The following is a 23,384-nucleotide window of genomic DNA, read 5'->3' on the forward strand; positions in this document are numbered from 1 at the left end:
GGAGGTCACGGGGTGGTTGAGCGGGAGGTCACGGGACGCCTAGGGGCTGGTCAGGGGGATGAGGGGTGGATGAGGGGGCGCGCGGGGCGTGGAGGGACGTGCGCGCGAGGCGTGGACGAAGGGGCGCGCGAGGGCGTTCTCTCACTGCGTGAGACGGGGGGTGTGGCCGTCGCCCCTGCCGACCTACCGTTCGGCCATGACTGAGTCGACAGCCTCGTACGAGCTCGCGCAGGTCAATATCGCCCACCTCAAAGCACCTCTGGACTCACCCGAGTTGAAGGACTTCGTCGAAGCCCTCGACCCCGTGAACGCCGTCGCGGACGCGGCGGACGGCTTCGTCTGGCGTCTGCAGAACGACTCCGGCAACGCCACGGACCTCCGCGTCTTCGGCGACGACTGGCTGATGGTCAACATGTCCACCTGGCGCGACACCGACGCGCTGACGGCGTTCATGTACCAGGGCCTGCACCGTGAACTGATGGCACGGCGCCGTGACTTCTTCGAGCGGCTGGAGGAGGCGGTGACCGCGCTGTGGTGGGTCCCGGCCGGCCATCGCCCCACCGTCCCGGAGGCCGAGTCCCGGCTGCTGCGTCTGCGTGAACACGGGCCCACTCAACAGGCGTTCACCCTGCGGACGTCGTTCCCGCCGGGGGCTGCGGAGGGGTCCTAAGGGCTGTCCCGTAATCCCCGGCGGGCGCACGACGACAGCTACGGCACCTCGCCGCGTTGTCGGATCGCCCGAATACGCCCAGTATGAGGACGACCCTCCGCCTTGCGATGCACCGCATCTGACGCCGCGCGCTGATCCACCGGGGATTACGGGACAGCCCTTAGCCGCTCCCGGGCAACGCTTCCCTGCGCCGCAGCCAGTCGGCGGCGACCGCGTCGACGCCGGTGCGCGCGGCCACGATTCCGCCGGTGATCGCGCAGGTCGTGTCGACGTCGCCGAAGCCCTCGGCGGTGCTCCAGAGCGCCGCGGTCAGGTCGTCGGGGTGACGGGCGGCGCACCAGACTGCGAAGGGGACGGTGTCGTCGGCCCGGATGCGCTGACCGTTGCCCAGGATGTCCGAGGCCTTCCACGGCGTGGTGGAGAAGGGGAGGCCGGCCGCCCGTTCGAGGCCGTCCCGGACGGCGCTCCGCGGGGTCGCCGCGGCGACGGCGGCGAGGTCCTGCTCGCCCCGCGCGGACAACGCGGCGGCCGTCGCCACCGCGACGGCTCCCGCGATGCCCTCCGGGTGGGCGTGCGTCACCTCGGCCGACAGCGCGGCCTGCTCGGCGACGGCCTGCAGGCTCGCGTGGAACCACGCCCCGAGCGGCGCGACCCGCATCGCCGCGCCGTTGCCCAGGCTGCCCTCACCGGCGAACAGTTCGCGCGCCGACTCCGGCCAGCGGTGCGGCTCCTGGAGCAGGCGGGGAAGGAGTTCATGCATGCCGTAGCCGTATCCGCGGGCCGGGTCCGCGTCGTAGCCGAGCCCGAAGGCGAGGGCCAGCTCGGTCTGCCGGATCTCGCCGTGCTCGTCGAGGACCCGGATGATGCCGAGCGCCATCGCCGTGTCGTCGGTCCAGTGCCAGTCGGGCTCCTGCGGAGTGCGCCGGGCGCGGATCTCCTCGTACGCCCGGAGCCGGTCCCTGAAGAGCGGGAACCAGCGCTCCCCGAAGGCGTCGCCGAGGGCCAGGCCTTCGAGGCTGCGCCGGGCGGCTGTGCGGTCCGGGGTGATCGAGGGGGTCATGGAGCGAGGATGCCAGGTGGGGGCGGGGGTTGGGGAGGCTTTTTCGGGCGCGGCCCATGCGTCGGCGTACCTCGCGGGCCCACACGGGGTAGACGCGTCGTCAACAAGTCGGGCACAGGGGATTGACGAGCTTGCTGACAAGCAGTCTCATAAGTGGTGACCGCCGGTAACCCCTGAATTGATCCCGTACGACGAGGTGGGAACAGCCATGACGACGGTGACCGAAGCCGAGGTGCTCCGTGACGCGCTCGGTCTGCTCAAGGACCGGGAGCAGGTGGCCGAGCGCCTCCTCGACTCCTCCGCCAAGCACTCCTTCGACCCCGACAAGGAGCTCGACTGGGACGCGCCCTTCGAGGAGGGCAAGTGGTTCTGGCCGCCCGAGCTGGTGTCGCTGTACGACACCCCGCTGTGGCGGCGGATGAGCGAGGAGCAGCGGATCGCCCTGTCCCAGCACGAGGCGGCAGCACTGGCTTCCCTGGGCATCTGGTTCGAGATCATCCTGATGCAGCTGCTGGTGCGGCACATCTACGACAAGGCGGCGACGAGCGCGCACGTGCGGTACGCGCTGACCGAGATCGAGGACGAGTGCCGGCACTCGAAGATGTTCGCCCGGCTGATCACGCGCGGGGGCACCCCGTACTACCCGGTGAGCCGGGCGCATCTCAATCTGGGGCGGGTCTTCAAGACCATCTCGACCACGCCGGGTTCCTTCACGGCCACGCTGCTCGGTGAGGAGATCCTCGACTGGATGCAGCGGCTGACGTTCCCGGACGAGCGGGTGCAGACCCTCGTCCGCGGGGTCACGCGGATCCATGTGGTGGAGGAGGCGCGGCATGTCCGTTACGCCCGGGAGGAGTTGCGGCGGCAGATGGTCTCCGCGCCGCGCTGGTCCCAGGAGTTCACCCGGATCACCTCGGGCGAGTTCGCCCGCGTCTTCTCGGTGGCCTTCGTCAACCCCGAGGTCTACACGAACGTCGGCCTCGACAAGCGCGAGGCCCTGGCCCAGGTGAAGGCCAGTGGGCACCGGCGGGACGTGATGCGGACCGGGGCCGGCAAGCTGACGGACTTCCTGGACGAGATCGGGGTGCTGCGGGGGGCGGGGCGGCGGCTGTGGAAGTCGTCCGGACTGCTGGCCTGAGGCGGGGTCCTGCCGGACGGTGTCCGGCGGTGTCGGGCAGTGTCGGACTCGGCTCCGGACTCGGCTCCGGACTCGGCTCCGGACTCGGCTCCGGACTCGGCTCCGGACTCGGCTGGGGTTCGTACGGGGTTCGTACGGGGATGAGGCCGGTGGGCGAGGTGGTTCCCGGTCTGCGTTGTACGGGGAGGTGTGCGGGTCGGCGGTTACGCTGCCCGTCATGACCTCGCAGGCTTCCACCCCCGCCTACCGTCGGCTCAGTGTCGAGGAGCGGCGCAGTCAGCTGCTCGAAGCCGCGCTGTCCCTGTTCGCCCAGCGGGTGCCCGAGGAGGTCTCGCTGGACGACGTGGCGGAGGCGGCCGGCGTGTCGCGGCCGCTCGTGTACCGGTATTTCCCTGGCGGCAAGCAGCAGTTGTACGAGGCCGCCCTGCGGTCCGCCGCCGAGGAGCTGGAGCACTGCTTCGCGGAGCCTCCGGAGGGGCCGCTCACCGAGCGGCTCTCCCGGGCCCTGGACCGGTATCTCGCGTTCGTGGACCAGCACGACGCCGGGTTCAGCGCGCTGCTGCAGGGCGGGAGCGTCATCGAGACCTCGCGGACCACGGCCATAGTCGACGGGGTCCGCCGGGCGGCGGCGGAGCACATTCTCGATCATCTGGCGGTGAAGGCCCCCGGGCCCCGGCTGCGCATGACCGTACGCATGTGGATCACGGCAGTGGAGGCCGCCTCGCTGATCTGGCTCGACGAGGGCAAGGAACCGCCGCTGGACGAGCTGCGGGACTGGCTCGTCGAGCAGTTCGTGGCGGCGCTGGTGGCGAGCGCGGGCAGTGATCCGCAGACCGCGGCGGTGGTACGGGCCTCGCTCGCGATGGAGGGCCCCGACGGCATCGCGGGCGCGCTGGTCCGCCGGGTGCTGCCCGTTGTCGAGGAAGCGGCCCACCTGCTGTGACACTGGTCCGGTGAAGAGCGAAGACACCCCCTTTGTCGGCGGCCCGCTGGACGGGCGCGTCCTGCCCGTTCTGCTCGGGATCACCGGTCACCCGCCGAAGACCTACCGGATCCCGGTGCCCGACCCGGACGGCGGCAAGCCCACCGTGCTGGTCTACCGGCGCGTCCAGGCGGCCATCAGCAAGCGGCTCGGGCTCCATCAGGGGTGGAAGTACGAGTACGCGCCCGACGGCGACACCTCGGAGAGCCGGTTCAAGCTGCCCTGGTCCCCGGGCACTCGCAAGGGCGGGAGCAGCGGCGGCGCCACGCCGGGCGGCAACGCCGACGAGTGACCTTCTTGGGCCGAAGCGGTCACCCGGCGTGCGCGGGAGATGCCTCGGGCCGATCCTGCCGGTGCGGGACGGGTGGTGGACGGACCACCCCGGCAACGGAGGTGATGGCGTGTCAGGAAGGTTTCTGCGTCTGCTGTGCACAGGAGCGGTGGCGGCCGGGGCGCTGCTCTCGCCCTCGCCCGCGGTGGCAGCCCCGGAGCCCGGCCGGGGTTCCGGGACCGATACCCAGCGGTCCGTCGCCTCATTGCTGACGGATCTTCAGACGCTCTACCGGAATGCCGAACGCGCCACCGAGAAGTACAACGGCACCGCCGAGAAACTGAGGAAGCAGCGCGCCGAGGTCGCCAGGCTCGACGCCGGTCTCGCCAGGGCTCGCCTCTCGCTGCAGGACAGCCGCGGCGCCGCCGGGCGGCTGGCCCGGCAGCAGTACCAGAGCAGCGACGACCTCTCCACGTACGTGAAACTGCTGCTCGCCCGCGATCCGCAGCACGCCCTCGACCAAGGGCACCTGATCGGGCAGTTGTCGCTGGAGCGGGCCGAGACCGTGCGGCGGGTCGCGGGCGGCGAGAAGCGCACCGACGTGCTCGCGCGTGCGGCCCGCAAGGCACTGGACGGTCAGCTCTCCCTCGCCGAACGGCAGAAGAAGGAGCGGGACGAGGTGCGGGGGCGGCTCGACGACGTCCAGCGGTTGCTCGCCTCACTGACCACGGAGCAGATCGCCGAACTGGACAGGTTCGAGAAGTCGGGGACCGCCACGGCACAGAGGGAGGTCATGGCCTCCGGGGCGCTGAGCAGTGTCCGGCCACCCACGCGGGAGGGCGAGGAGGCGCTGAGCTACGCCGTCGGACAGATCGGGAAGCCGTACGAGTGGGGCGCGGAGGGGCCGACGGCCTACGACTGCTCGGGGCTGACCTCACAGGCCTGGGACCGGGCCGGCCGGCCCATCCCCCGCACCAGCCAGGAACAGTGGGCCCAGCTCCCGAGAATCCCGCTGAGCGAGCTGCGCCCCGGCGATCTGGTGATCTACTTCCCCGAGGCCACGCACGTCGCCATCTACCTGGGCGAGGGGATGGTCGTGCAGGCGCCGCGGCCCGGGGCGAGGATCAAGGTGTCCCCCATCGCGGCGAACCCGCTCCTCGGTGCCGTACGCCCGGATCCGGGCGGGGAGCCTCTGCGGCACTACACGCCACCGAGGCTCCCCGAGCCCGCCCCCGACGGAACCGACGAGGGCTACGCCTCCGTCGCGCCCGTGACCGACGCCAGGTAGGCGGCCGGCCTCGCCGGCCCGGCCCGGACGGGACGGGACGGGACGGGACGGGACGGACCACGATCCTGCGGTCGCTCCACCGGCCGGTTTCCCCAACTGGCCTTCCCGCAGGCGGCCCTGGGCCGTCCGTGGCCGTCCGTGGGCCGTCAGGCCGAGAACCGAGCCCTGCCGCAGGGGTCGTGGTCACCGTCCGCATGGACTGCCGGCCGCTCGGCACGAGGTGCGCGCAGGCAACCCCGGCGCTTACCTCCGAGGTCATTGTGGCGTGCGACGGCCCCTGGCTACGTTTGCGTCGTCCTACCGGAACGAACGAAGGAGCCGGACGTGCCCGCATACGGGTTCGCCCACTTACGCGACCGTCGCCCCCACCCGGACATCCTGGAGTACCTCAGACGCATCCAGGGCACTCTCGACCCGTTCCACGGCCGCTTCCTGGTCCACGGCCCGCCGACGGCGGTGGTGGAGGGCAGCTGGCCGGGCAGCATGGTGCTGATCGAGTTCCCCGGCATGGCCGAGGCCCGCGCCTGGTACGAGTCCCCCGAGTATCAGAAGATCCTCCGGCTCCGGGCCGACCACATCGACGGAGACCTCGTACTGGTCGAGGGCGTCGGTCCTGGATACGACCCGCGTGAACGTGCGGAGAAACTCCAGGCGGAGACGACCGGGGAACACGCTTAGTGCGCTGCCGGGACGCCGTCGACCGCGCCCGCCCTCGCCGACATCGACACCTGACACCTGACACCTGACACCTGACACCGACGAGTACGAACACCCGGACACCGGCAGCTCGGGCTCGATCCGTATGAGCGATCTTCCGGCCCGGGGACGGCCCCAGTACGTCCGGGGCCGTCCGCGGGCCCCCGAGGGCGTCGGCCGACAGCGGCAGAGGGCGACAGCGGCAGCGGCAGCGGCAGCGGCAGCGGGCGACGGCCGGAGAGCGGGGCAGGACCCCGTCGGGCTCCCGAGACCGACGCCAGGTGGGCGGCCGTCTTCTCCGGATCGGAGAACCCCAGCCCGCCAAGGAGGCCTGACCTGCGGAAGTTGCGCTATGAGGAAGGAAGTTCCCCGAGATGCACCGCGACATCTGAACCAATACGCCAGTCGGCAAGAATCCGCGGGCTCACACCATGAAGATTGGCCCTGTCCGGATCAGCACCGGCCTTGACCAGCAACGACAACACCGTGCCATCACGTCGATACGTGAACACGGCTTGCCACAAAGGCGTATTGCCCTGCCCGTCGGGTGCATCCACCTCCGCGCCCGCCACCAGGAGAGAGCCGACAAGCGCGGCGTCCTGCTCATCGGCCGCGAAGTGCAGCCGCGTCCACCCCTGGCGGCTCTCACGACCCGAGCCCCGACCCTCATCCGTCATGCCCGTCATGCCCGTCATGCCCGTCATGCCCGTCATCATGACGATCGCTTGACGAAGAAGACCACGCGATTTCGGCCGCCCGTTTGCGGGAGCGCCGAACACGGGCTCTGACCTGCGAGCCGACAGGCGACAAGACGAGCGACAAGACACGGGACACGGCCCCTCACACAGACCGGCGTTTCAGCCCTGTCCGCCAACCGGCCGGGTTGCCCGAGCCGTTGGGATTCCACCGACCTCTACTGGTGCGCAAGCCCCGGGTTGCCCCGCGCACCTGACCGACCATCAGGCGATGGCTTGCGCAAGATCCAGTACCGGAGCGAGCTCATCGACACCCGCTTCTCCGGGGCCACCTGGTCCGTCACGGGCTCACACATCACAAAGCAGGCGAAGTTGGTCCCTATGCGTCCATCCGTGATCACCGATCGGCCGCTACCCGGTAACTTCTTGACCGGTGCAATCAAGCCATCTACATTCCGCGCTGGCTTGTTCTTTTCGGACCGGCCCCACCACTCGTCCCTGGGGGGACCCATGCACTGGTACCTCGATGTCCTCAAGAAGTACGCCACGTTCAACGGCCGCGCCCGCCGCCAGGAGTACTGGATGTTCGCGCTCATCAACGTGATCATCGCGGTCGCGCTGCTGGTCGTCGACGCCAGCCTCCTCGGCACCGGCGTCATCGTCCCGGTCTACGAGCTCGCCGTCCTGCTCCCGAGCCTCGCGGTCGGCGTCCGCCGCCTCCACGACACCGGACGCTCCGGCTGGTGGATGCTCATCGCCTTTGTCCCGCTGGTGGGCGGCATCGTCCTGCTGGTCTTCCTGGCCAGCGACAGCAAGCCGGAGACGAGCGAGTACGGCCCGAGCCCGAAGCTGGCCGGCACGGCTGCCTGACCTTCGCCCGCTCGCGGTGGCCCGTCACCCCAGGAGGGTGACGGGCCACCGTCGCTGACGGTTCTCACGAGAGCTACGCCAGCCGCAAACCGTGCGGCCCACGCTTGCCGCCTTCGGGCGGGGCAAACACGGGCTTGCTTCGGCAGAGCCCGTGTCCGATCGGCGCGAACGTCCAACGCCTGACCACCTCCTCGCAGACCCCGGAATCGGTACGACCTATGGGCTGGACGATCGGCGCCTGGTTCGTACCGCTGGTCAACCTTGTCGCACCTCGCCGGTTGGTCCTCGACATCGGGCGCGCGAGTTCCACGTCGTGGGAGGAGAAGCGAGACACGACGCTGGTGAATCTGTGGTGGGCCGCCTGGATCGCACACGGCCTGGTGCTCCTGACGGCGAACCAGGTAGCCCCGGGGTCGATGGCCTTCCTCCTGGTGGCCGAGGTGCTCGTGATCGCGGCGGCCGTGCTGTTGGGGCTCGTCATCGAGCGCATCACGGTGCTGCAGAGCGCCGCGCTCGGTGCCATCGTTCTCGTCGAACCTCTCGCCCAGGCGTGAGGCAGTCCCGGCCTACCTGAGGGGGCAAGCACAGACGGCCCCAGGGATATCCCTGGGGCCGTCCGAGGGCCGTCCGAGAGGAACCGGCGACGACGAACAACGACAGGCGCCGACAGTCGAACCGCAGGTCAGAGGGGCGTCACGCCCCGGCGACCGAGGCCAGGTAGGCCGCCGTCTTCTCCGGCTCGAAGAAGAAGTTCTCGAAGTCGGCCGGGTCGTTGAAGCCGTTGGCGAACCGGTCCGCCACGGGCGGGAGTTGGCCCGCCGCCCCGATCAGGTTGAGCACGTGCTCCGGCGGGACGCCCAGCATCGCGTTGGTCCACTTGGTGACGTGCTGCGCGATGTCCCAGTAGCGGTCGAACGTCGCCTGCATCCATTCCTCGTCGAAGGGCTTGTCGCCCTGCTCGACGATCGAGGCGAGGTAGGCGGCGGCGCACTTGGAGGCGGAGTTGGAGCCCTGGCCGGTGATCGGGTCGTTGGCGACGACCACGTCGGCGACGCCGAGGACCAGTCCGCCGCCGGGGAGGCGGCCGATCGGGTTGCGGACCGTGGGGGCGTACCGCCCGGACAACGTGCCGCCGGCGTCGGTCAGTTCGACGTTGGTGGCGCGCGCGTACTCCCAGGGCGTGAACCGCTCCATGAGCTCCAGGGTCAGGGAGAGGTGCTCGGCGGGGTCCTTGACGCCGTTGAAGACGTCGAGCGGGCCGCCGGGTATGCCCTCCCAGAAGAGGATGTCGGCGCGGCCCGAGGTGGTGAGGGTCGGCATGATGAACAGCTCGCCGACGCCGGGGACCAGGTTGCAGCGGACCGCGTCGTACTCCGGGTGTTCCGGGCGCGGACCCAGGCCGTGGACGTAGGACACCGCGAGGGCGCGCTGCGGCTCGGTGTACGGGGAGCGGGCGGCGTCACGGCCGAACATGGAGACGAGTTCGCCCTTGCCCGCCGAGACGAGGACCAGGTCGTAGGCGCGGGAGAAGTAGTCGAGGTCGGAGACCGCCGCGCCGTGGATGACCAGTTGGCCGCCGCGCTGCGCGAACGTCTCCATCCAGCCCGCCATCTTGACCCGCTGGTCGACCGACTGCGCGTACCCGTCGAGCTTGCCGACCCAGTCGATGGCGCGCTGCGAGGGGCCCGGGTCGAAGGAGCCGGGGACCGCGACCGAGACGCCGAGCCCTTCGATCTTCGGCGCCTGGGACTCCCAGAAGTTCAGCTGGAGATCGCGCTCGTACTGGAGCGCCGTGTCGAACATGCACTGCGTCGACATCACCCGGCCGGAACGGATCTCGTCCGCCGTCCGGTTCGACATCAGAGTGACCTCGTACCCCTGCGACTGGAGTCCGAGAGCGAGCTGGAGCCCGGACTGGCCGGCTCCGACGACGAGTATCTTCCGCATGCGGGTTGCTTCTCCTAGGACTCGGGCGTCCCTATTCGGGGCTGACTTCGAGCGCGTGGCCCACCAGGGCGAGCAAGGTCTCGACGACCGAGATCCGGCGGCGCGCGTCCATGATCATGACAGGTATGTGTGAAGGCACCGTGAGGGCCTCGCGCACATCGTCCGGCTCGAACGCGTCGCTGCCGTCGAAGTGGTTGACGGCGACGATGTACGGCAGTCCGCAGCTCTCGAAGTAGTCGAGCGCCGGGAAGCAGTCCGAGAGACGGCGGGTGTCGGCGAGGACCACCGCTCCGATCGCGCCGCGCACCAGGTCGTCCCACATGAACCAGAACCGCTGCTGGCCCGGCGTGCCGAAGAGGTAGAGCACCAGGTCGTCGTCGAGCGTGATGCGGCCGAAGTCCATGGCCACGGTGGTGGTCAGCTTGTCCGGCGTACCCGTGAGGTCGTCGGTCTCCTCGCTGGCCTGCGTCATCAGCGCCTCCGTCTGGAGAGGCGTGATCTCCGAGACGGATGTGACGAGGGTGGTCTTGCCGACGCCGAAGCCGCCGGCCACCACGATCTTCGTGGCGATCGGCGCGCGCGTGCGGTCCGTCTGCCAGGCCTTCAGGTTCTCCTCTTCGTCGAGGAGGGGGGCGACGCCAGGTTCGGCGTCAGAGACGGCGGAGTCCACTCAGCACCCTTTCCAGCAGAGCGCGGTCCGGCTGTCCCGGGCCGTGACCTGTTCCGTACACGCGGATCTTTCCCTGGTCCGCCAGGTCGCTCAGGAGCACCCGGACCACTCCGAGCGGCATCCTGAGGAGGGCGGCGATCTCCGCCACCGTACGCATCCGGCGGCACAGTTCGACGATGGCCCGCATCTCGGGCATGACCCGGGTGGTGAGCGAGCTTCCCCCATAGCTCAACGCATGGGAGGTGACCCCGGTCAGCTCCTTGCGCGCCTCGGGGGCGTCCAGCGCGGCCACGAACGTCTCCACCAGCAGGACGTGGCCGAAGCGCGTGCGTCCGCCGGTGAGCGAGTAGGGGCGCACGCGGGCGGGTTTGCGGTCACCGCCGCGGACCGGGAGCTTCCGGACACCGTTGGACGCTGTCATCAGGCACTCCCGTGAGCGTCGGCCTCAAGGGATTTTCGCAGCTCGATGCGCAGCTCGGGGGTCAGGACGTGTCCTGCCCGGCCGACGAAGAGCGCCATGTGGTACGCCACCACGCTCATGTCGCAGTCCGGGGAACCGTGCGCTCCCAGCAGCGAACCGTCGCTGATCGCCATGACGAAGAGACTGCCGTCGTCCATCGCGACCATGGTCTGCTTCACGCCGCCGCCGTCCATCAGCTTGGCGGCGCCGATGGTGAGGCTGCCGACGCCGGAGACGATGGTCGCGAGGTCGGCCGCGGAGCCCTTGGGGCCGGTCGGCCTGGTGCTGTCGGCCGCCCTCGCCTCGGCGTTGCGGCCGGGGTCGGAGGAGAGCAGCAGCAGGCCGTCGGAGGAGACGACCGCGACCGACAACAGGCCCGGCACCTCCTCGACGAGATTGTTCAGCAGCCAGTGCAGGTTACGAGCTTCACTGCTCAGGCCGAAGGTACTGGTCGCGGTCAACTGCTTGCCTCCTCGACTGTGCCCCCCGATGCTTCTACGTCCTGTGTGCCGATCCGGTGCGCGGTGGGCGCGGATCCTGCGGGCGCTTGCGCGGGTACCGACGGAGTCCGCCCTTCGGGCGCGGGGGTCTCCGCCGTCCGGTCGGCGATCTCCGCCTCGACGTCGCGCCGGCCTTCGACCGCGCCCCGGTGGAACCCGCCCAGCCTGCGGCGCAGGGCATCGGCGTCCACGCCGCCCACGCGGGGCCGCGGGGCGGCGGCGGGGGCGGAGATCTTCGGCGTCCGTTTGGGCAGGCCCTTGTCGGTGAGCCGTGGGTGCTCATCGGGGGCGCGCTCGTGGCTGTCGGGGCCGATGGCGTAGGGGTCGGCGGTCGGCCCCGCGGGCGCCTCGCCGACCTCACCCGCGAGCATGTCGGTGGCCGAACCCGCGGGCGCCTCGCCGACCTGACCCGCGGGCGTGTCGGTGGCCGAACCCGCGGGCGCTTCGGTGACCCGACCCGCGGGCAGGCCGGTGCTCGCCGTTGCGGGTACGTCGGCGGAGGTCCCGACGGGCAGGTCCCCCGCCGGAGCGGGCTCCGCGACCGGCTCGCCCGGGCGGGAAGCGGCCTCGGTGAGACCGGGGACCGTCCCGCCGACGTGGGAGGGTGCCTCGTCCCCGCCGGGGGCTGACGTCCCGTCGAAGCCGGGAGCCGACTCGGCGAGGATTCCGGCCGCCTCGGGGGAAACCGGGGCGGGCTCGGTGGATTCGGAGGGGGCCGACTCGGCAGGCGCGGGGGCGGGAGACGACTCCGCGGAGCCGAAAGCGGAGGCCGGCTCGGCGAGCCCGAAGGCCGGTGCTGAAGCCGTTCCCCTGGAACCGGGTACGCCGGTCCGCCCCGTGGAACCGGACGGCGCCTCGGCGAAGTCCGGTGCGGGGGATCCCTGTGCGGCGGCCGCCGGGGCGGGGGCCGCCAGTTCGAAGTCCTCCGAGGCGGCGGACGCGGCTCCGGGAGCGTCCGGAGCGAGCTCCGGGAGCAGCAGCTCCATCGTCGTCTCGGACGTGACTTCCGGTTCCGGTTCGACGGCCGGCTCGGGCTCGCGGGGTGCCGGGATGACCGGGGTCTGCGCGGCCGGCCGGGCAGCGGGGACCGGTGCCTGCTCGGGCGCGGCTTCCGGCTCGGGGGCGGCGTCCCGTACGGCCGCTCTGGCCGCCACGATCAGCGGATCCTCGCCGCCGGCCGACGCCGATGCCTTGAGGATCGAACGGCCGCGCAGGACATTGGAGTTGGCCTCGGCGTCGGCACCGGGCAGGGCCACCGAGGGGGCTGCGCCGGCGAGCCGGGCGGTGGCGGGGACGGTGGACGAGGGTGCGGCGGCGAGCAGCGCCTTCGGGAGGACGACCACGGCGGCCACCCCACCCTGCTTCTGCTCACGCAGCTTCACCCGCACGCCGTGCCGGTACGCGAGCCTGGCCACCACGTACAGGCCGAGCCCGAGTCCCTCGCCGCTCTCCTGGTCGTACGTGTCCTCCGGGTCGAACTCGGCGAGGCGGACGTTGAGATGACGCATCCGCTCGGCGGTCATGCCGATGCCCTCGTCCTGCACGGAGAGCATCACGTCACCGCTCTCCAGCAGCCAGCCGGAGACCTCGACGGGCACGTCGGGCGGGGAGAACGAGGTGGCGTTCTCCAGGAGTTCGGCCACCAGGTGACTGATGTCGTCGGCGGCGAACCCGGCGATGTGCGCGTGCGGGGGCAGCGCGGCGATCCGTACCCGTTCGTACCGTTCGATCTCGCTGACCGAGGCCCGCACGATGTCGACGAGCGGGACCGGGCCCGCGTGGTGCTGGACGTGCTCGGCGCCCGCGAGGACGAGGAGGTTCTCGCTGTGCCGCCGCATGACGGTGGCGAAGTGGTCGAGCTTGAAGAGGGTGGAGAGGCGGTCCGGGTCCTGCTCGCGCTCCTCCAGGCCCTCGATGACGCCGAGCTGGCGCTCGACGAGGCCGAGGGTGCGCAGCGCGAGGTTGACGAAGGTGCTGTGGATCGTGCCGCGCACCTGCTCCAAGTGGGCTGTCGACTCGGCGAGTTCGCCGCGCAGCTTGTCACGCTCGTCGGCCATCAGCTGGCGCTGGCCGATGAGGTGCTTGCGGTCGCCTTCGAGGGTGGCGATCCGCTCGTGGAGCGTGGCGGCGTGCGCGTGCAGCGCGTTGACGGAGCGGACCACCTGGGCGAACTCGTCGTTGCGGCCGGTGAACTTGACCGGTTCCTGGGAGCCCGGGTCGGCGGCGAGCCGGGCCGAGCCGAGGCGCAGGACGGCGAGCGGACGGGTGAGGGTGCGGGCCATCGCCATCGTGACGCCGGCCGCGACGAGCAGCAGGACGCCGAGGAGGGCGACGCGGATCTCCAGCGCGGTGACGTCGTCGTCCCGCAGCTGTTCGAGGTCCTTGGTGCGGTGGTCGTTGAGGGAGGCCTCCGCGCCGCGCATCAGGTCGATCCGGGCGGACAGGGCGGCGTCCAGCTTCTTGGTGCTGGTGCCGAGCGCGGAGTCGGAGAGCTTCGGCTGACCGGTGAGGCTCGCCAGGTACTCGTCCGCGGAGCCGACGTCGGGGCCCGTGACCGTGGAGTCGTAGGACGCCACGGCCTGGTCGGGGGCGGTCTCACGGAAATCGGCGAGGGACGCGTCGGAGCGGACGCGGGCCAGTTGGGCGGCCGCGCTCAGCGCGTCTCGCCGCTTGGTGTCGGCGTCCGACGACGTGCTCGTGGTCTCCATCAGACCGGTGACCGGGTTGTAGACGGTCTGGGTGGTGCGCGGGATACCGAGGGCCGCCAGCAGCAGTCCGCGGGCGGCGGCGGACTGCTCGACGGCGGTGTCCAGCTCGGCGAGGGCGTGCGCGCCGGAGCCCGCGCGCTGCGGCATCCGGTCGGCCAGGTCCTCGGCGAGGGAGTGGAGTTCGGTGATGGCCCCGGAGTACGCCTGGTGCGCTTCGAGAGCGCTGCTCTTCCCGGTGAGCGCCGCTCGCCTGAGGGCCGCGATGCCGTCGAGGTCCTTGAGCAGCGCGGCGGGGGCGGTCTCGTCCGCCCGCAGCTCGTCGACCTGCCGGTCGACCAGGGCGCTGCGCTGCTCGGAGGGCGCCTTGGCCTTGGGTCGGCCCGCGGCGACGTACGAGGTGACGTCGTCGCGCTCGTCGGCCAGCGAGTGGGCGAGGGTCAGCGCCTGCTGGGTGCGCTGGGCGAGCCTCACCAGGTTCTGGGAGTCGTTCAGTTGTTGCGAGGCGGACAGCACCGTGGGCGCGCCGGCGCCGGCGATGGCGGCCGCGACGACCGCCACGGCCACGATCAGCCGACTGCGCACATGGGCGGTCCTGCCCCGGCCTGTGGAGTCGGTGGCGTCGCCGACGGCGCCACCCTCTGTGGAGTTGGAGGCCGTCTTCTTGCCTGTGCGCCTCGGCCGCGTCTTCTGCACCGGTGCTCGCATTCCTGACTCGTGTACCCATTTGGGGTCCGGGTGACGTCCCGTCATTCGCGGCGTCCGCCCGGTACGGCTCCCGACCCTCCCAGTGCCGGTGGGCAGTGGTCCCGCATCATCCGACCCGCCACCCGAAGGAGTGAACATCGGAGGGGAGTTGGCGAGCAAGTCCCGGGCCACCGGCGACGGGCCCCCGCGGCGGGCCGGTTGGACGTCCGGGACGGGCTTTGGCAGTATTCGCCGCCACGCGTTGCCGGAGTCGATCATTCCATGCCAAACCTGGCGCCCGAGCTGCTGGTCCGCACGTCGGGCGCTCCCCGCCGACCTTTCGGGGACCTCGTGAAGGGCTCGTGCAGACTGGCGGAATGCGCGCTGAACTCGTATCGGAGCCCGGAGACCCGGACCGCCCCAATGAGGACTTCGCATCGGTCGGACTTCCCGCTTCAGCACAGGGCGGTTCACTCGTCGTGCTCGACGGGGTGACACCTCCCCGGAGCGACTACGGCTGTCTGCATTCGGTCCCCTGGTTCTCCGCGCGGCTCGGCGGAGCACTGACCGAACTGTCCGTTTCGCGGGGGGATTTACCCCTGCACGAGGTCCTGTCACGGGCGATTCGCCGTGTCGCCGACGCACACGCCGCGACCTGTGACCTTTCTCACCCGCGCACACCCCAGGCAACCGTGGTCCTCGCGCGGTGGTCCGCGTCGGAGGTCGAGTACCTGGTCCTCTCCGACTCGGCCCTGCTGGTGGAATCGCCCGCCGGCGAGGTCACCGCGCTGCTGGACGGCCGCCTCTCCCGCCTCCCGCCCGGCGCGCTCGCCACGGACGCCGTCGCCGACACGACCGCCCGCAACAAGGAGGGCGGCTTCTTCACGGCGGCCGCCGACCCCTCGGTGGCCTCTCGCGCGGTGACGGGAACACTCCCCCGCTCCTCGGTCCGCGCCCTGACGGCCCTCACGGACGGCGCCACCCGCTGGGTGGAGAGGTTCCACGCGGGCGACTGGGCCGGGCTGTTCGCCCTCGTGCGCGAGGAGGGTCCCGCTTCGCTCGTCGAGCGCGTACGGGCACTGGAGCGCGCGGCCGCGCGGGAGCGGTCGCATCCCCGGCGGGGCAAGACGCACGACGACGCGACGGTGGTGTTCGCGGAACTCTGAGGAGGTGTGCGGAGCTTTGAGGAGATGCCAGGAGTCGCGAGCGGTAGCGAGTGGTCGCCAGTACTCGCGGGGAGACAGGGGGCGGCCGCCGCTACTTCTCCATGCCGCGGTTCAGCTGATGCAGCAGCCGGGCGAGTTCGGCGACCTCGTTCTGGTCCCAGTGCGCGAGTTGGCGGACATAGCGGGCGCGGCGGGCCTCGCGGACGCTGCCGACGCGGCCGCGGCCCTCCTCGGTGAGGTGGACGAGCCAGGCGCGGCCGTCGGCGGGGTCGGGTTCCCGTGCCACCAGGCCCAACTCCTCCAGGGCGCGCAGCTGCCGGGACATGGTGGCCTTGCCGACGCCGATGTAGGCGGCGAGTTCCGTGGCGCGCTGGCGTCCGCACTCCTCCAGACGGACGAGGAGTCCGTACGCGGCGGACTCCAGGTCCGGGTGGACCTCGCGGGCCATCTCCCCCTGGCTGGCACGGGCGCGGCGCAGGAACACGGTCAACTCGCGCTCCAGGGAGAGGAACTCGCGCTCCGCGCCGCCGGGCACCGCGGGCCGGTCCACACCAATTCCCGACACGCCGGATTCGACCGGACTTCCTCCGTCGTTTCCGCCCTCGTGCATGTCAGCACCCCTGACTCGGTTTCCCGATCCTGAAAGTTTCTGCCAGAACTCGCCGTTGCCGCAGCTCCGCCAGTATTTCGCAGGCGTAGACCAACGGCAGCCTCCGGCCCCTCTTCCACGTCGCCGTCTACGTGCGTAGCTTCTTTATCAGACACTTATCTGCTGGCATGCGCACGCCACCCCAGGTCAAGGACGACCTGATCCCCCCTACGGCACGCGTGCCCGCGCTCTCCCCCCACCGAGCTCCATCGGGCTCCCCCGGGCTCCCGGAGCTCCATCGCTCTTCGGAGGCACGCACATGCCCGTGCACAGATCCGGAACGGCCCACCGCCTGCGAGCGCTCGCGGTAGGAACCCTGCTCGCCGCCTTCTCCCTCCTGTCCACCCTCCCCTCCTCCGCCGCCGACACCCCCGCCCGGGGTTCCGCCCGGATGGGCATGGGGGTCATCGCCCACGACGGCCAGGACGGCACGCCGTCCACCGGTGACGCCACCCAGACCGAAGGAGTGGACGTCGCCGGCTACCAGGGCAACGTCGCCTGGTCGACGCTGTGGAACAGCGGGGTCAGGTGGGCGTACACCAAGGCGACCGAGGGGACGTACTACACGAACCCGTACTTCGCCCAGCAGTACAACGGCGCGTACAACATCGGCATGATCCGCGGCTCGTACCACTTCGCGACCCCGGACACCACGACCGGAGCCACCCAGGCCAACTACTTCGTCGACCACGGCGGCGGCTGGTCGGGCGACGGCAAGACACTGCCCGGGACCCTCGACATCGAGTGGAACCCGTACGGTGCCGCCTGCTACGGCAAGACGCAGAGCGCGATGGTCAGCTGGATCAGCAGCTTCCTCAACCAGTACAGGGCCCGCACCGGCCGCGACGCGGTGATCTACACGGCCGCCAGCTGGTGGACCCAGTGCACCGGCGACTACAGCGGCTTCGCCTCCGCCAGCCCGCTGTGGATCGCGCGCTACGCCTCCGACCCGGGGACGCTCCCGGCGGGCTGGGGGTACTACACGATATGGCAGTACACGTCCTCCGGCACGACGGTCGGGGACCACGACAAGTTCAACGGCGCCCTGGACCGTGTCCAGGCGCTCGCCAAGGGCTGACGTCCGGCACACCTCGGTGACGTACGGCGGTGACGTGCACAACTGCCGTACGGCCAGGGGTCACAGCACATGACGTACGGCCCTGATGTTCGGCCCTGGCGTACGGCCCTGACGTACGGTCGCGGCCGGCATACGGCGAAGGCCCGGGCCTCCCTCACGGGACCCGGGCCTTCCCTTCCGGCAACCTCCGTCACGCGGCTACCGGAACCTCCGGCACCGCGCCGTTCGTCGCCGGCGCCAGTGCCAGCTCCAGGACCTGGCGGACGTCCGTGACGGGGTGGACGTCGAGCTTCTCCAGGACCTCGGCCGGAACATCGTCCAGATCGGCCTCGTTGCGCTTCGGGATGATCACGGTCGTGACACCCGCCCGGTGCGCGGCGAGCAGCTTCTGCTTCACGCCTCCGATCGGCAGGACACGACCGGTCAGCGACACCTCACCGGTCATGGCCACGTCCGTGCGGACCAGCCGGCCGGACAGGAGCGACGCCAGGGCGGTCGTCATCGTGACACCCGCGCTCGGACCGTCCTTGGGGACCGCGCCCGCCGGGAAGTGGATGTGCACACCCCGGTCCTTCAGGTCGCCGACGGGCAGTTCGAGCTCCGCGCCGTGCGAGCGCAGGAAGGAGAGCGCGATCTGCGCCGACTCCTTCATCACGTCGCCGAGCTGACCGGTGAGGGTCAGACCGGCCGCGCCCGTCTCCGGGTCGGCGAGCGACGCCTCCACATAGAGGACGTCACCGCCCGCGCCGGTGACCGCGAGACCCGTGGCGACACCGGGCACCGCCGTGCGGCGCTCGGCCGGGTCCTGGGCGGACTCGGGCACGTGGTGCGGGCGCCCGATGAGGTCGCGCAGGTCTGTGTCCTTCACCGTGAACGGCAGCTCCCGGCGGCCCAGTTCGTGCTGGGACGCGACCTTGCGCAGCAGCCGGGCGATGCCCCGCTCCAGGTTCCGCACGCCCGCTTCCCGCGTGTACTCCCCGGCGAGTCTGCGCAGCGCGCTCTCGTCGAGCACGACCTCGTCCTTCTCCAGGCCCGCCCGCTCCAGCTGGCGCGGCAGCAGGTGGTCCCGTGCGATGACGACCTTCTCGTCCTCGGTGTAGCCGTCGAGGCGGACCAGCTCCATGCGGTCGAGCAGGGCCTCCGGGATGGCTTCGAGGACATTGGCCGTGGCCAGGAACACGACGTCGGAGAGGTCGAGTTCGACCTCCAGGTAGTGGTCGCGGAAGGTGTGGTTCTGCGCCGGGTCGAGGACTTCGAGCAGCGCCGCCGCCGGGTCGCCCCGGTAGTCGGAGCCGACCTTGTCGATCTCGTCGAGCAGGACCACCGGGTTCATCGACCCGGCCTCCTTGATGGCCCGCACGATCCGGCCGGGCAGCGCGCCGACGTACGTACGGCGGTGTCCGCGGATCTCGGCCTCGTCCCGTACGCCGCCGAGGGCGACGCGGACGAACTTGCGGCCCATGGCGTGCGCGACGGACTCGCCGAGCGAGGTCTTGCCGACGCCGGGCGGGCCGACGAGCGCGAGCACGGCACCGCCGCGCCGGCCGCCGACGACTCCGAGACCGCGCTCGGCACGCCGCTTGCGCACGGCCAGGTACTCGGTGATGCGCTCCTTCACGTCCTCCAGACCGGCGTGCTCGGCGTCGAGCACGGACTGGGCGCCCCTGATGTCGTACTCGTCCTCGGTCCGCTCGTTCCACGGCAGCTCCAGGACGGTGTCGAGCCAGGTCCGGATCCAGCTGCCCTCGGGCGACTGGTCACTGGACCGCTCCAGCTTCTCGACCTCCTTGAGGGCGGCCTCGCGGACGCTCTCGGGAAGGTCGGCCGCCTCCACGCGGGCACGGTAGTCGTCGGACTCCTCCTCGCCGTCCTCTCCCTTGAGGTCGCGCAGCTCCTTGCGCACGGCTTCCAGCTGGCGCCGCAGCAGGAACTCGCGCTGCTGCTTGTCGACGCCCTCCTGGACGTCCTTGGCGATGGACTCGGCGACATCCTGTTCGGCGAGGTGCTCGCGGAGCTGCTCGGTGGCGAGCTTCAGCCGGGCCACCGGGTCGGCGGTCTCCAGCAGCTCGACCTTCTGTTCTACGGAAAGGAACGGTGAGTATCCGGAATTGTCGGCAAGGGCGGAAACATCGTCGATCTGCTGCACCCGGTCCACGACCTGCCAGGCGGCGCGCTTGCGCAGCCAGCTGGTGGCCAGGGCCTTGTACTCCTTCACCAGGTCGGTGACCCGGCCGGGCAGCGGGTCGGGCACGGTCTCCTCGACCCGGGTGCCCTCGACCCAGAGCGCGGCACCGGGACCCGTGGTCCCCGCGCCCACCTTCACGCGCCCACGCCCTCGAATGAGCGCGCCCGGGTCGCCGTCGGCCAGCCGGCCGACCTGTTCGACGGTGCCGAGCACGCCGGTGCTCGCGTAGGTCCCGTCGATGCGTGGCACCAGGAGTACCTGGGGCTTGCCGGGCGTTGAACGGGCAGCGGCCTGGGCGGCCTCCACCGCGGCGCGGACGTCGGTGTCGTTCAGATCCAGCGGAACCACCATTCCGGGCAGCACGACCTCGTCGTCGAGTGGCAGCACGGGCAGGGTGAGTGATGCGGACGTCGAAGCCATGATCTCCCCTTCGGCAGTCAAGTTGAGCTATGCCGACTCAATGCGCGGGAGCCCCGCAATGTTCCCCAGGGGCTGTTCGCTGTGAGCGATCACTTCCGATCTCCCGGACCTGTACGGATCACCGCTGGTCATCCGCCATGCGCGGACCGGGTGCCGATCGAGCGACGCGCGGGACCGGGTACCGATCGAGCGGCTGTCGTCGCCGGAGCGTCCGGCTCGGTCACGGATCATCTCCTCGCCTGCCGCCAGGGCGCCGCACGTGCCACGGCTCGGGTACCCGGCTTCCGGCCGGCGCCGCTGCTCGGGATGCGGGGTGACCCCTTGCCGTTGGATGGTGGAGTCATGAACCATCACCACTCCCAGCCCACGCTCGACATCGACCGCCGGCTCGTCACGACCGGTGCCGTGCTCACCGCGGTCGGTGCCGTGGTGGCATTCAGCGGCATGGCCATCGCGGCCGTCGCCGTGTTCTCCGCAGGCCGGCGCATGATCCGCGCCATGGATGTGCCTCCGAGCCAGCAGGCCGCCATGAAGTGGCGGCAGGCCAAGGAGGCGTCCCTGGCGGGCGTACAGGCATGGCAGTCCGCGTCCGACGCCCAGAACGGGTCGCTCTCCCGCTAAGGGCTGTCCCGATCCGGAAATCCTCCGGCCGTTGCTGTCGGGCGCCGTCGTCGCGGACCTCGCCCGACGGCCGGGCGCTGCCCGTCACCGTCACCGGTGGAACCGTCTACGAACTTCCGGGGCAGGACGTCCTCGCCCCCCGAAAGGGCCCGGGGAGCGGCCGTGCGGCCCGCACTGGCGTGCGACCACCCGCGCGAACACGCCGGATGCGGCCGGGCCACGCACGGCGTTCCCGGGCGAGGCGCGTCGGCCGTCACCCCGACGGCTCAACGGGTCGCCCCGCGTCCGCGGAAAAGGACGCGGCGCCCCTGAGCCGACCGGAGCGTCATCCGATCGGGGGCCCGCGGCTCAGCGCCGCGCGACCGGCCGGGGGAATCGGTGCCGCTGCCGTACCAGTGGCCAGGTCGCGACGCCGATCGCCAGCGCGATCAGGTGGCCCCCGTCCGTCACGGGGTCGGTCAGGAGGATCAGGTCCTGGACGAGGACCGAGCCGAAGCCGATCAGGAGCGGCCAGCGCAGCCAGGGAGAGAGGAGTCCCGCGAGCGAGCCGACGCTCGCGGCGACGCCGAAGCTGATGCCGTAGTCGAGCCGGTGCAGTGAGCCGACGGGCAGTACGCCCGCCAGCACCGCCAGGCCGACCGGCACTTCGGTGGCCAGCGTGGCCGCCACATGGCCGAGCAGGAAGACACCGGCCGCCCACGCCGTGCCCGTACGACGCTCCAGCGCGGTCAGCACGAGCAGAAAGCCGACCGCGTACGGCGAGGCGATCCCGCCGACGATCCACAGCGCGCTCGCGATCAGGACGAGTACCGGGTGGCGCGCGAGGTGCGCGACGTCGGTACTGGACGCCTGGTGCAGGGCGTGGACGAACGCGGGGTGCGCCTGGTCGGCGAGGTAGGAGGTGGCGGCGAGGACGGCCGCGTACCCGAAGGTGAAGGGCGTACCCAGCGGGGTGGGCAGAAGCCGCCGGACAGGGAGTCCGCCGAGCCGGCCGGGGACGGCGCACGGGACGGAGCCGGAGCCGGTCGCGAGGGCCTGCGCGGCGGTCGGGCCGGGCGCGGACATGTCCGAGGCCGTCCGGCCGGGCACGGGCCTGCCCGCCGGTTCGAGCCGGCTCGGCGCTTCCCGTACGTCCGCCGACCCGGACGTGCCCGCCGGCTTGAGCGGGTCCGGCGCTCCCGGCCGGTCCGCCGACCCGGACGCCGCCGCCGGTACGAGCGTGCCCGCCGGGCCCGGCGCACCCGCCGCTCCGGTCGTGCCTGCCGGGCCCGGCAGGAGCGTGGCCGTCGACACGGCCGCCGATGTGGCTGTGGTCCTGCCCCCCGAGGCCGGTTGCGCGGTGGAACCGTCGCGCTGCTGAGGCATTCCGGGGAGGCGGTTCGGCGGGTGTGTGTCCGGCGCCGGCCCGGTGGGCGCGTCCGCTCCGCCGGTGGGCGCATCGGCTCGCCCGGTGGTGCTCAGGTCCACGGTGCGGCGCTCCTTCCGTCGCATCCCACCCTTCGCGTCCCCTGTACCGCTGTCTATGACCGGCGCCACGTACGGGACGATTCTCAGCAACTCCTCAAGAAGGGGACCGGGATGTCAGGGTGTCCACTTGAGATCCCCGGCCTGCCGCGGCGTCAACCTCGTACGGCCCGCCGTCACCCCCGGAATCACGGAACCGGACCGGTCGCACCCCGCGTGGCCCCAGCCGCCCGGCCCCGCACCCTCCGGGGTCCGGACCATGGCGGACCATGGCGTCGGCCCCCGGGACCGGGCGGCTGGGCCAGGCAGCGTGGCCGACCGCGAAGGCCCGGCCCCTGATAAATCGGGCCACTCGTACCGGTGAAAATGCCAGGATGGCGGCCATGACCGCCTCGTACGACACTCCCGTTGTCATCGAACGCCGTCAGGGCCCGTACGGCGAGGTCGTACTGCGGCGCCACGGCGCTCTGCTGCAGATCATCGCCAACGGGTGCTTCCTCATGGACACCTCCGACGGGCGTTCCGAGCGCCTGCTCGTGGACGCCGCGTACGACGCCCTCGACGGGCGCCCCGAGCCGAGCGTGCTGATCGGCGGGCTCGGCGTCGGGTTCTCGCTCGCGCACGCCGCCGCGGACCACCGCTGGGGACGCATCACGGTTGTCGAGCGCGAACGGGCCGTCATCGACTGGCACCGCGACGGACCCCTCGCCGGACTCTCGGCCGAGGCGCTCGCCGACCCGCGCACCGACATCGTCGAGTCCGATCTCGTCGACTACGTCAATGAGATCTCCGACACGTTCGACGCGCTGTGCCTCGACATCGACAACGGACCCGGCTGGACGGTCACCGAGGGCAACGCCGGACTGTACGGAAAGGCCGGACTGGCAAGCTGCGCAAGGGCGTTGAGGCCTGGAGGCGTGCTCGCCGTGTGGTCGGCCCAGCCCTCTCCGGAATTTGAAGGATCGCTGCGGAATGCCGGATTCCGACGGGTCCGTACCGAAGTGATCCCCGTTGCCCGGGGCGTTCCCGACGTGGTGCATCTCGCGGTAAGGCCTGGATAGCCGAGGCGCGGTGACTGCCCGTACCCTGCTTGCCTGACGCGGATCATTCAAGCGTCAAGCGCAGTCATGGGATCACCCCACGGATTCCGGAAAGCACACTT

The 23,384-nt window shown here is 71.2% G+C and carries 22 protein-coding genes; 12 read left to right on the forward strand and 10 right to left on the reverse strand.

The window, feature by feature from the left end:
- Positions 1-196 precede the first annotated feature (196 nt).
- The gene (locus ACFYW8_RS13835) at positions 197-670 is read left to right on the forward strand and encodes a DUF3291 domain-containing protein (protein ID WP_389072661.1); all 474 of its coding nucleotides are present in this window, start codon (positions 197-199) and stop codon (positions 668-670) included.
- Between the two features lie 160 nt (positions 671-830).
- Here the strand turns inward: ACFYW8_RS13835 and ACFYW8_RS13840 are convergent, their stop codons facing one another.
- The gene (locus tag ACFYW8_RS13840) at positions 831-1,730 is read right to left on the reverse strand and encodes an ADP-ribosylglycohydrolase family protein (protein WP_365875671.1); all 900 of its coding nucleotides are present in this window, start codon (positions 1,728-1,730) and stop codon (positions 831-833) included.
- 208 nt (positions 1,731-1,938) lie between these two features.
- Here ACFYW8_RS13840 and ACFYW8_RS13845 point away from each other — a divergent pair, with 208 nt between their 5' ends.
- The 5 genes from ACFYW8_RS13845 to ACFYW8_RS13865 all read left to right on the forward strand — a co-directional run bounded on the left by ACFYW8_RS13845 (position 1,939) and on the right by ACFYW8_RS13865 (position 6,087).
- Positions 1,939-2,868, forward strand: coding sequence for a diiron oxygenase (locus ACFYW8_RS13845; protein ID WP_389072667.1), 930 nt, complete (start codon positions 1,939-1,941; stop codon positions 2,866-2,868).
- Between the two features lie 217 nt (positions 2,869-3,085).
- Complete coding sequence (locus ACFYW8_RS13850; RefSeq protein ID WP_389072670.1) at positions 3,086-3,811, forward strand: TetR/AcrR family transcriptional regulator; 726 nt, start codon at positions 3,086-3,088, stop codon at positions 3,809-3,811.
- A 10-nt stretch (positions 3,812-3,821) separates the two neighbouring features.
- A complete protein-coding gene (locus ACFYW8_RS13855) occupies positions 3,822-4,142 on the forward strand; it encodes a hypothetical protein (protein ID WP_389072674.1) in 321 nt (106 codons plus the stop codon).
- 109 nt (positions 4,143-4,251) lie between these two features.
- Positions 4,252-5,409, forward strand: coding sequence for an NlpC/P60 family protein (locus ACFYW8_RS13860; protein WP_389072679.1), 1,158 nt, complete (start codon positions 4,252-4,254; stop codon positions 5,407-5,409).
- A 324-nt stretch (positions 5,410-5,733) separates the two neighbouring features.
- Entirely contained in the window at positions 5,734-6,087 is a 354-nt protein-coding gene (locus tag ACFYW8_RS13865; RefSeq protein ID WP_365875681.1) for a DUF1330 domain-containing protein, read from the forward strand.
- Between the two features lie 368 nt (positions 6,088-6,455).
- Here the strand turns inward: ACFYW8_RS13865 and ACFYW8_RS13870 are convergent, their stop codons facing one another.
- Positions 6,456-6,809 (reverse strand): ankyrin repeat domain-containing protein, encoded by a 354-nt coding sequence (locus ACFYW8_RS13870; RefSeq protein ID WP_389072687.1) that lies wholly within the window; start codon positions 6,807-6,809, stop codon positions 6,456-6,458.
- A gap of 501 nt (positions 6,810-7,310) precedes the next feature.
- On the opposite strand from ACFYW8_RS13870, the gene ACFYW8_RS13875 reads away from it, so the two are divergent.
- Both ACFYW8_RS13875 and ACFYW8_RS13880 read left to right on the forward strand, forming a co-directional pair.
- Positions 7,311-7,670, forward strand: a complete 360-nt coding sequence (locus ACFYW8_RS13875; protein WP_389072692.1) for a DUF805 domain-containing protein — start codon at positions 7,311-7,313, stop codon at positions 7,668-7,670.
- A 218-nt stretch (positions 7,671-7,888) separates the two neighbouring features.
- A complete protein-coding gene (locus tag ACFYW8_RS13880; RefSeq protein ID WP_389072697.1) occupies positions 7,889-8,224 on the forward strand; it encodes a DUF4328 domain-containing protein in 336 nt (111 codons plus the stop codon).
- Positions 8,225-8,363: 139 nt separating this feature from the next.
- Here ACFYW8_RS13880 and ACFYW8_RS13885 read toward each other — a convergent pair whose 3' ends face one another.
- Genes ACFYW8_RS13885 through ACFYW8_RS13905 form a run of 5 tightly spaced genes read right to left on the reverse strand, consistent with a single transcriptional unit; the run spans position 8,364 to position 14,660 of the window.
- On the reverse strand, positions 8,364-9,617 hold the full coding sequence (locus ACFYW8_RS13885; RefSeq protein WP_389072701.1) for a styrene monooxygenase/indole monooxygenase family protein: 1,254 nt from the start codon (positions 9,615-9,617) through the stop codon (positions 8,364-8,366).
- A 31-nt stretch (positions 9,618-9,648) separates the two neighbouring features.
- Positions 9,649-10,287, reverse strand: coding sequence for an ATP/GTP-binding protein (locus ACFYW8_RS13890; protein ID WP_365875687.1), 639 nt, complete (start codon positions 10,285-10,287; stop codon positions 9,649-9,651).
- Positions 10,268-10,708 (reverse strand): DUF742 domain-containing protein, encoded by a 441-nt coding sequence (locus ACFYW8_RS13895; protein ID WP_365875689.1) that lies wholly within the window; start codon positions 10,706-10,708, stop codon positions 10,268-10,270. The genes ACFYW8_RS13890 and ACFYW8_RS13895 overlap by 20 nt, the downstream gene beginning before the upstream one ends.
- Complete coding sequence (locus tag ACFYW8_RS13900) at positions 10,708-11,208, reverse strand: roadblock/LC7 domain-containing protein (RefSeq protein WP_389072711.1); 501 nt, start codon at positions 11,206-11,208, stop codon at positions 10,708-10,710. Before ACFYW8_RS13900 ends, ACFYW8_RS13895 begins: the two co-directional genes overlap by 1 nt.
- On the reverse strand, positions 11,205-14,660 hold the full coding sequence (locus ACFYW8_RS13905) for a nitrate- and nitrite sensing domain-containing protein (protein WP_389072716.1): 3,456 nt from the start codon (positions 14,658-14,660) through the stop codon (positions 11,205-11,207). The genes ACFYW8_RS13900 and ACFYW8_RS13905 overlap by 4 nt, the downstream gene beginning before the upstream one ends.
- Positions 14,661-15,016: 356 nt before the next feature.
- Between ACFYW8_RS13905 and ACFYW8_RS13910 the strand changes: the two genes are divergently transcribed.
- The gene (locus ACFYW8_RS13910) at positions 15,017-15,805 is read left to right on the forward strand and encodes a protein phosphatase 2C domain-containing protein (RefSeq protein ID WP_389072720.1); all 789 of its coding nucleotides are present in this window, start codon (positions 15,017-15,019) and stop codon (positions 15,803-15,805) included.
- Between the two features lie 91 nt (positions 15,806-15,896).
- Here the strand turns inward: ACFYW8_RS13910 and ACFYW8_RS13915 are convergent, their stop codons facing one another.
- The gene (locus ACFYW8_RS13915; RefSeq protein WP_389072725.1) at positions 15,897-16,415 is read right to left on the reverse strand and encodes a MarR family winged helix-turn-helix transcriptional regulator; all 519 of its coding nucleotides are present in this window, start codon (positions 16,413-16,415) and stop codon (positions 15,897-15,899) included.
- Positions 16,416-16,713: 298 nt separating this feature from the next.
- On the opposite strand from ACFYW8_RS13915, the gene ACFYW8_RS13920 reads away from it, so the two are divergent.
- Positions 16,714-17,532: a lysozyme gene (locus tag ACFYW8_RS13920; RefSeq protein WP_389072730.1), complete on the forward strand. Its 819-nt coding sequence runs from the start codon at positions 16,714-16,716 to the stop codon at positions 17,530-17,532.
- 190 nt (positions 17,533-17,722) lie between these two features.
- Here the strand turns inward: ACFYW8_RS13920 and lon are convergent, their stop codons facing one another.
- Positions 17,723-20,137: an endopeptidase La gene (gene lon / locus ACFYW8_RS13925; RefSeq protein WP_389072734.1), complete on the reverse strand. Its 2,415-nt coding sequence runs from the start codon at positions 20,135-20,137 to the stop codon at positions 17,723-17,725.
- A gap of 342 nt (positions 20,138-20,479) precedes the next feature.
- Here lon and ACFYW8_RS13930 point away from each other — a divergent pair, with 342 nt between their 5' ends.
- Positions 20,480-20,758: a hypothetical protein gene (locus ACFYW8_RS13930; RefSeq protein ID WP_389072739.1), complete on the forward strand. Its 279-nt coding sequence runs from the start codon at positions 20,480-20,482 to the stop codon at positions 20,756-20,758.
- Positions 20,759-21,106: 348 nt separating this feature from the next.
- Here the strand turns inward: ACFYW8_RS13930 and ACFYW8_RS13935 are convergent, their stop codons facing one another.
- Positions 21,107-22,225: a rhomboid-like protein gene (locus tag ACFYW8_RS13935; RefSeq protein WP_389072743.1), complete on the reverse strand. Its 1,119-nt coding sequence runs from the start codon at positions 22,223-22,225 to the stop codon at positions 21,107-21,109.
- A gap of 380 nt (positions 22,226-22,605) precedes the next feature.
- On the opposite strand from ACFYW8_RS13935, the gene ACFYW8_RS13940 reads away from it, so the two are divergent.
- Entirely contained in the window at positions 22,606-23,283 is a 678-nt protein-coding gene (locus tag ACFYW8_RS13940; protein ID WP_389073957.1) for a spermidine synthase, read from the forward strand.
- The last annotated feature ends 101 nt before the right edge of the window (positions 23,284-23,384 follow it).

The organism is Streptomyces sp. NPDC002742 (assembly GCF_042888885.1).
Lineage (GTDB): Bacteria > Actinomycetota > Actinomycetes > Streptomycetales > Streptomycetaceae > Streptomyces.

What these genes read in the sequence shown, in the direction of transcription:
- ACFYW8_RS13905 (WP_389072716.1), bottom strand. Translation starts at nt 14,660, where the DNA reads ATGCGAGCACCGGTGCAGAAGACGCGGCCGAGGCGCACAGGCAAGAAG.
- ACFYW8_RS13885 (WP_389072701.1), bottom strand. Translation starts at nt 9,617, where the DNA reads ATGCGGAAGATACTCGTCGTCGGAGCCGGCCAGTCCGGGCTCCAGCTC.
- ACFYW8_RS13875 (WP_389072692.1), top strand. Translation starts at nt 7,311, where the DNA reads ATGCACTGGTACCTCGATGTCCTCAAGAAGTACGCCACGTTCAACGGC.
- ACFYW8_RS13870 (WP_389072687.1), bottom strand. Translation starts at nt 6,809, where the DNA reads ATGACGGGCATGACGGGCATGACGGGCATGACGGATGAGGGTCGGGGC.
- ACFYW8_RS13920 (WP_389072730.1), top strand. Translation starts at nt 16,714, where the DNA reads ATGCCCGTGCACAGATCCGGAACGGCCCACCGCCTGCGAGCGCTCGCG.
- ACFYW8_RS13850 (WP_389072670.1), top strand. Translation starts at nt 3,086, where the DNA reads ATGACCTCGCAGGCTTCCACCCCCGCCTACCGTCGGCTCAGTGTCGAG.
- lon (WP_389072734.1), bottom strand. Translation starts at nt 20,137, where the DNA reads ATGGCTTCGACGTCCGCATCACTCACCCTGCCCGTGCTGCCACTCGAC.
- ACFYW8_RS13940 (WP_389073957.1), top strand. Translation starts at nt 22,606, where the DNA reads ATGACCGCCTCGTACGACACTCCCGTTGTCATCGAACGCCGTCAGGGC.
- ACFYW8_RS13840 (WP_365875671.1), bottom strand. Translation starts at nt 1,730, where the DNA reads ATGACCCCCTCGATCACCCCGGACCGCACAGCCGCCCGGCGCAGCCTC.
- ACFYW8_RS13915 (WP_389072725.1), bottom strand. Translation starts at nt 16,415, where the DNA reads ATGCACGAGGGCGGAAACGACGGAGGAAGTCCGGTCGAATCCGGCGTG.
- ACFYW8_RS13930 (WP_389072739.1), top strand. Translation starts at nt 20,480, where the DNA reads ATGAACCATCACCACTCCCAGCCCACGCTCGACATCGACCGCCGGCTC.
- ACFYW8_RS13835 (WP_389072661.1), top strand. Translation starts at nt 197, where the DNA reads ATGACTGAGTCGACAGCCTCGTACGAGCTCGCGCAGGTCAATATCGCC.
- ACFYW8_RS13880 (WP_389072697.1), top strand. Translation starts at nt 7,889, where the DNA reads ATGGGCTGGACGATCGGCGCCTGGTTCGTACCGCTGGTCAACCTTGTC.
- ACFYW8_RS13845 (WP_389072667.1), top strand. Translation starts at nt 1,939, where the DNA reads ATGACGACGGTGACCGAAGCCGAGGTGCTCCGTGACGCGCTCGGTCTG.
- ACFYW8_RS13910 (WP_389072720.1), top strand. Translation starts at nt 15,017, where the DNA reads ATGCGCGCTGAACTCGTATCGGAGCCCGGAGACCCGGACCGCCCCAAT.
- ACFYW8_RS13895 (WP_365875689.1), bottom strand. Translation starts at nt 10,708, where the DNA reads ATGACAGCGTCCAACGGTGTCCGGAAGCTCCCGGTCCGCGGCGGTGAC.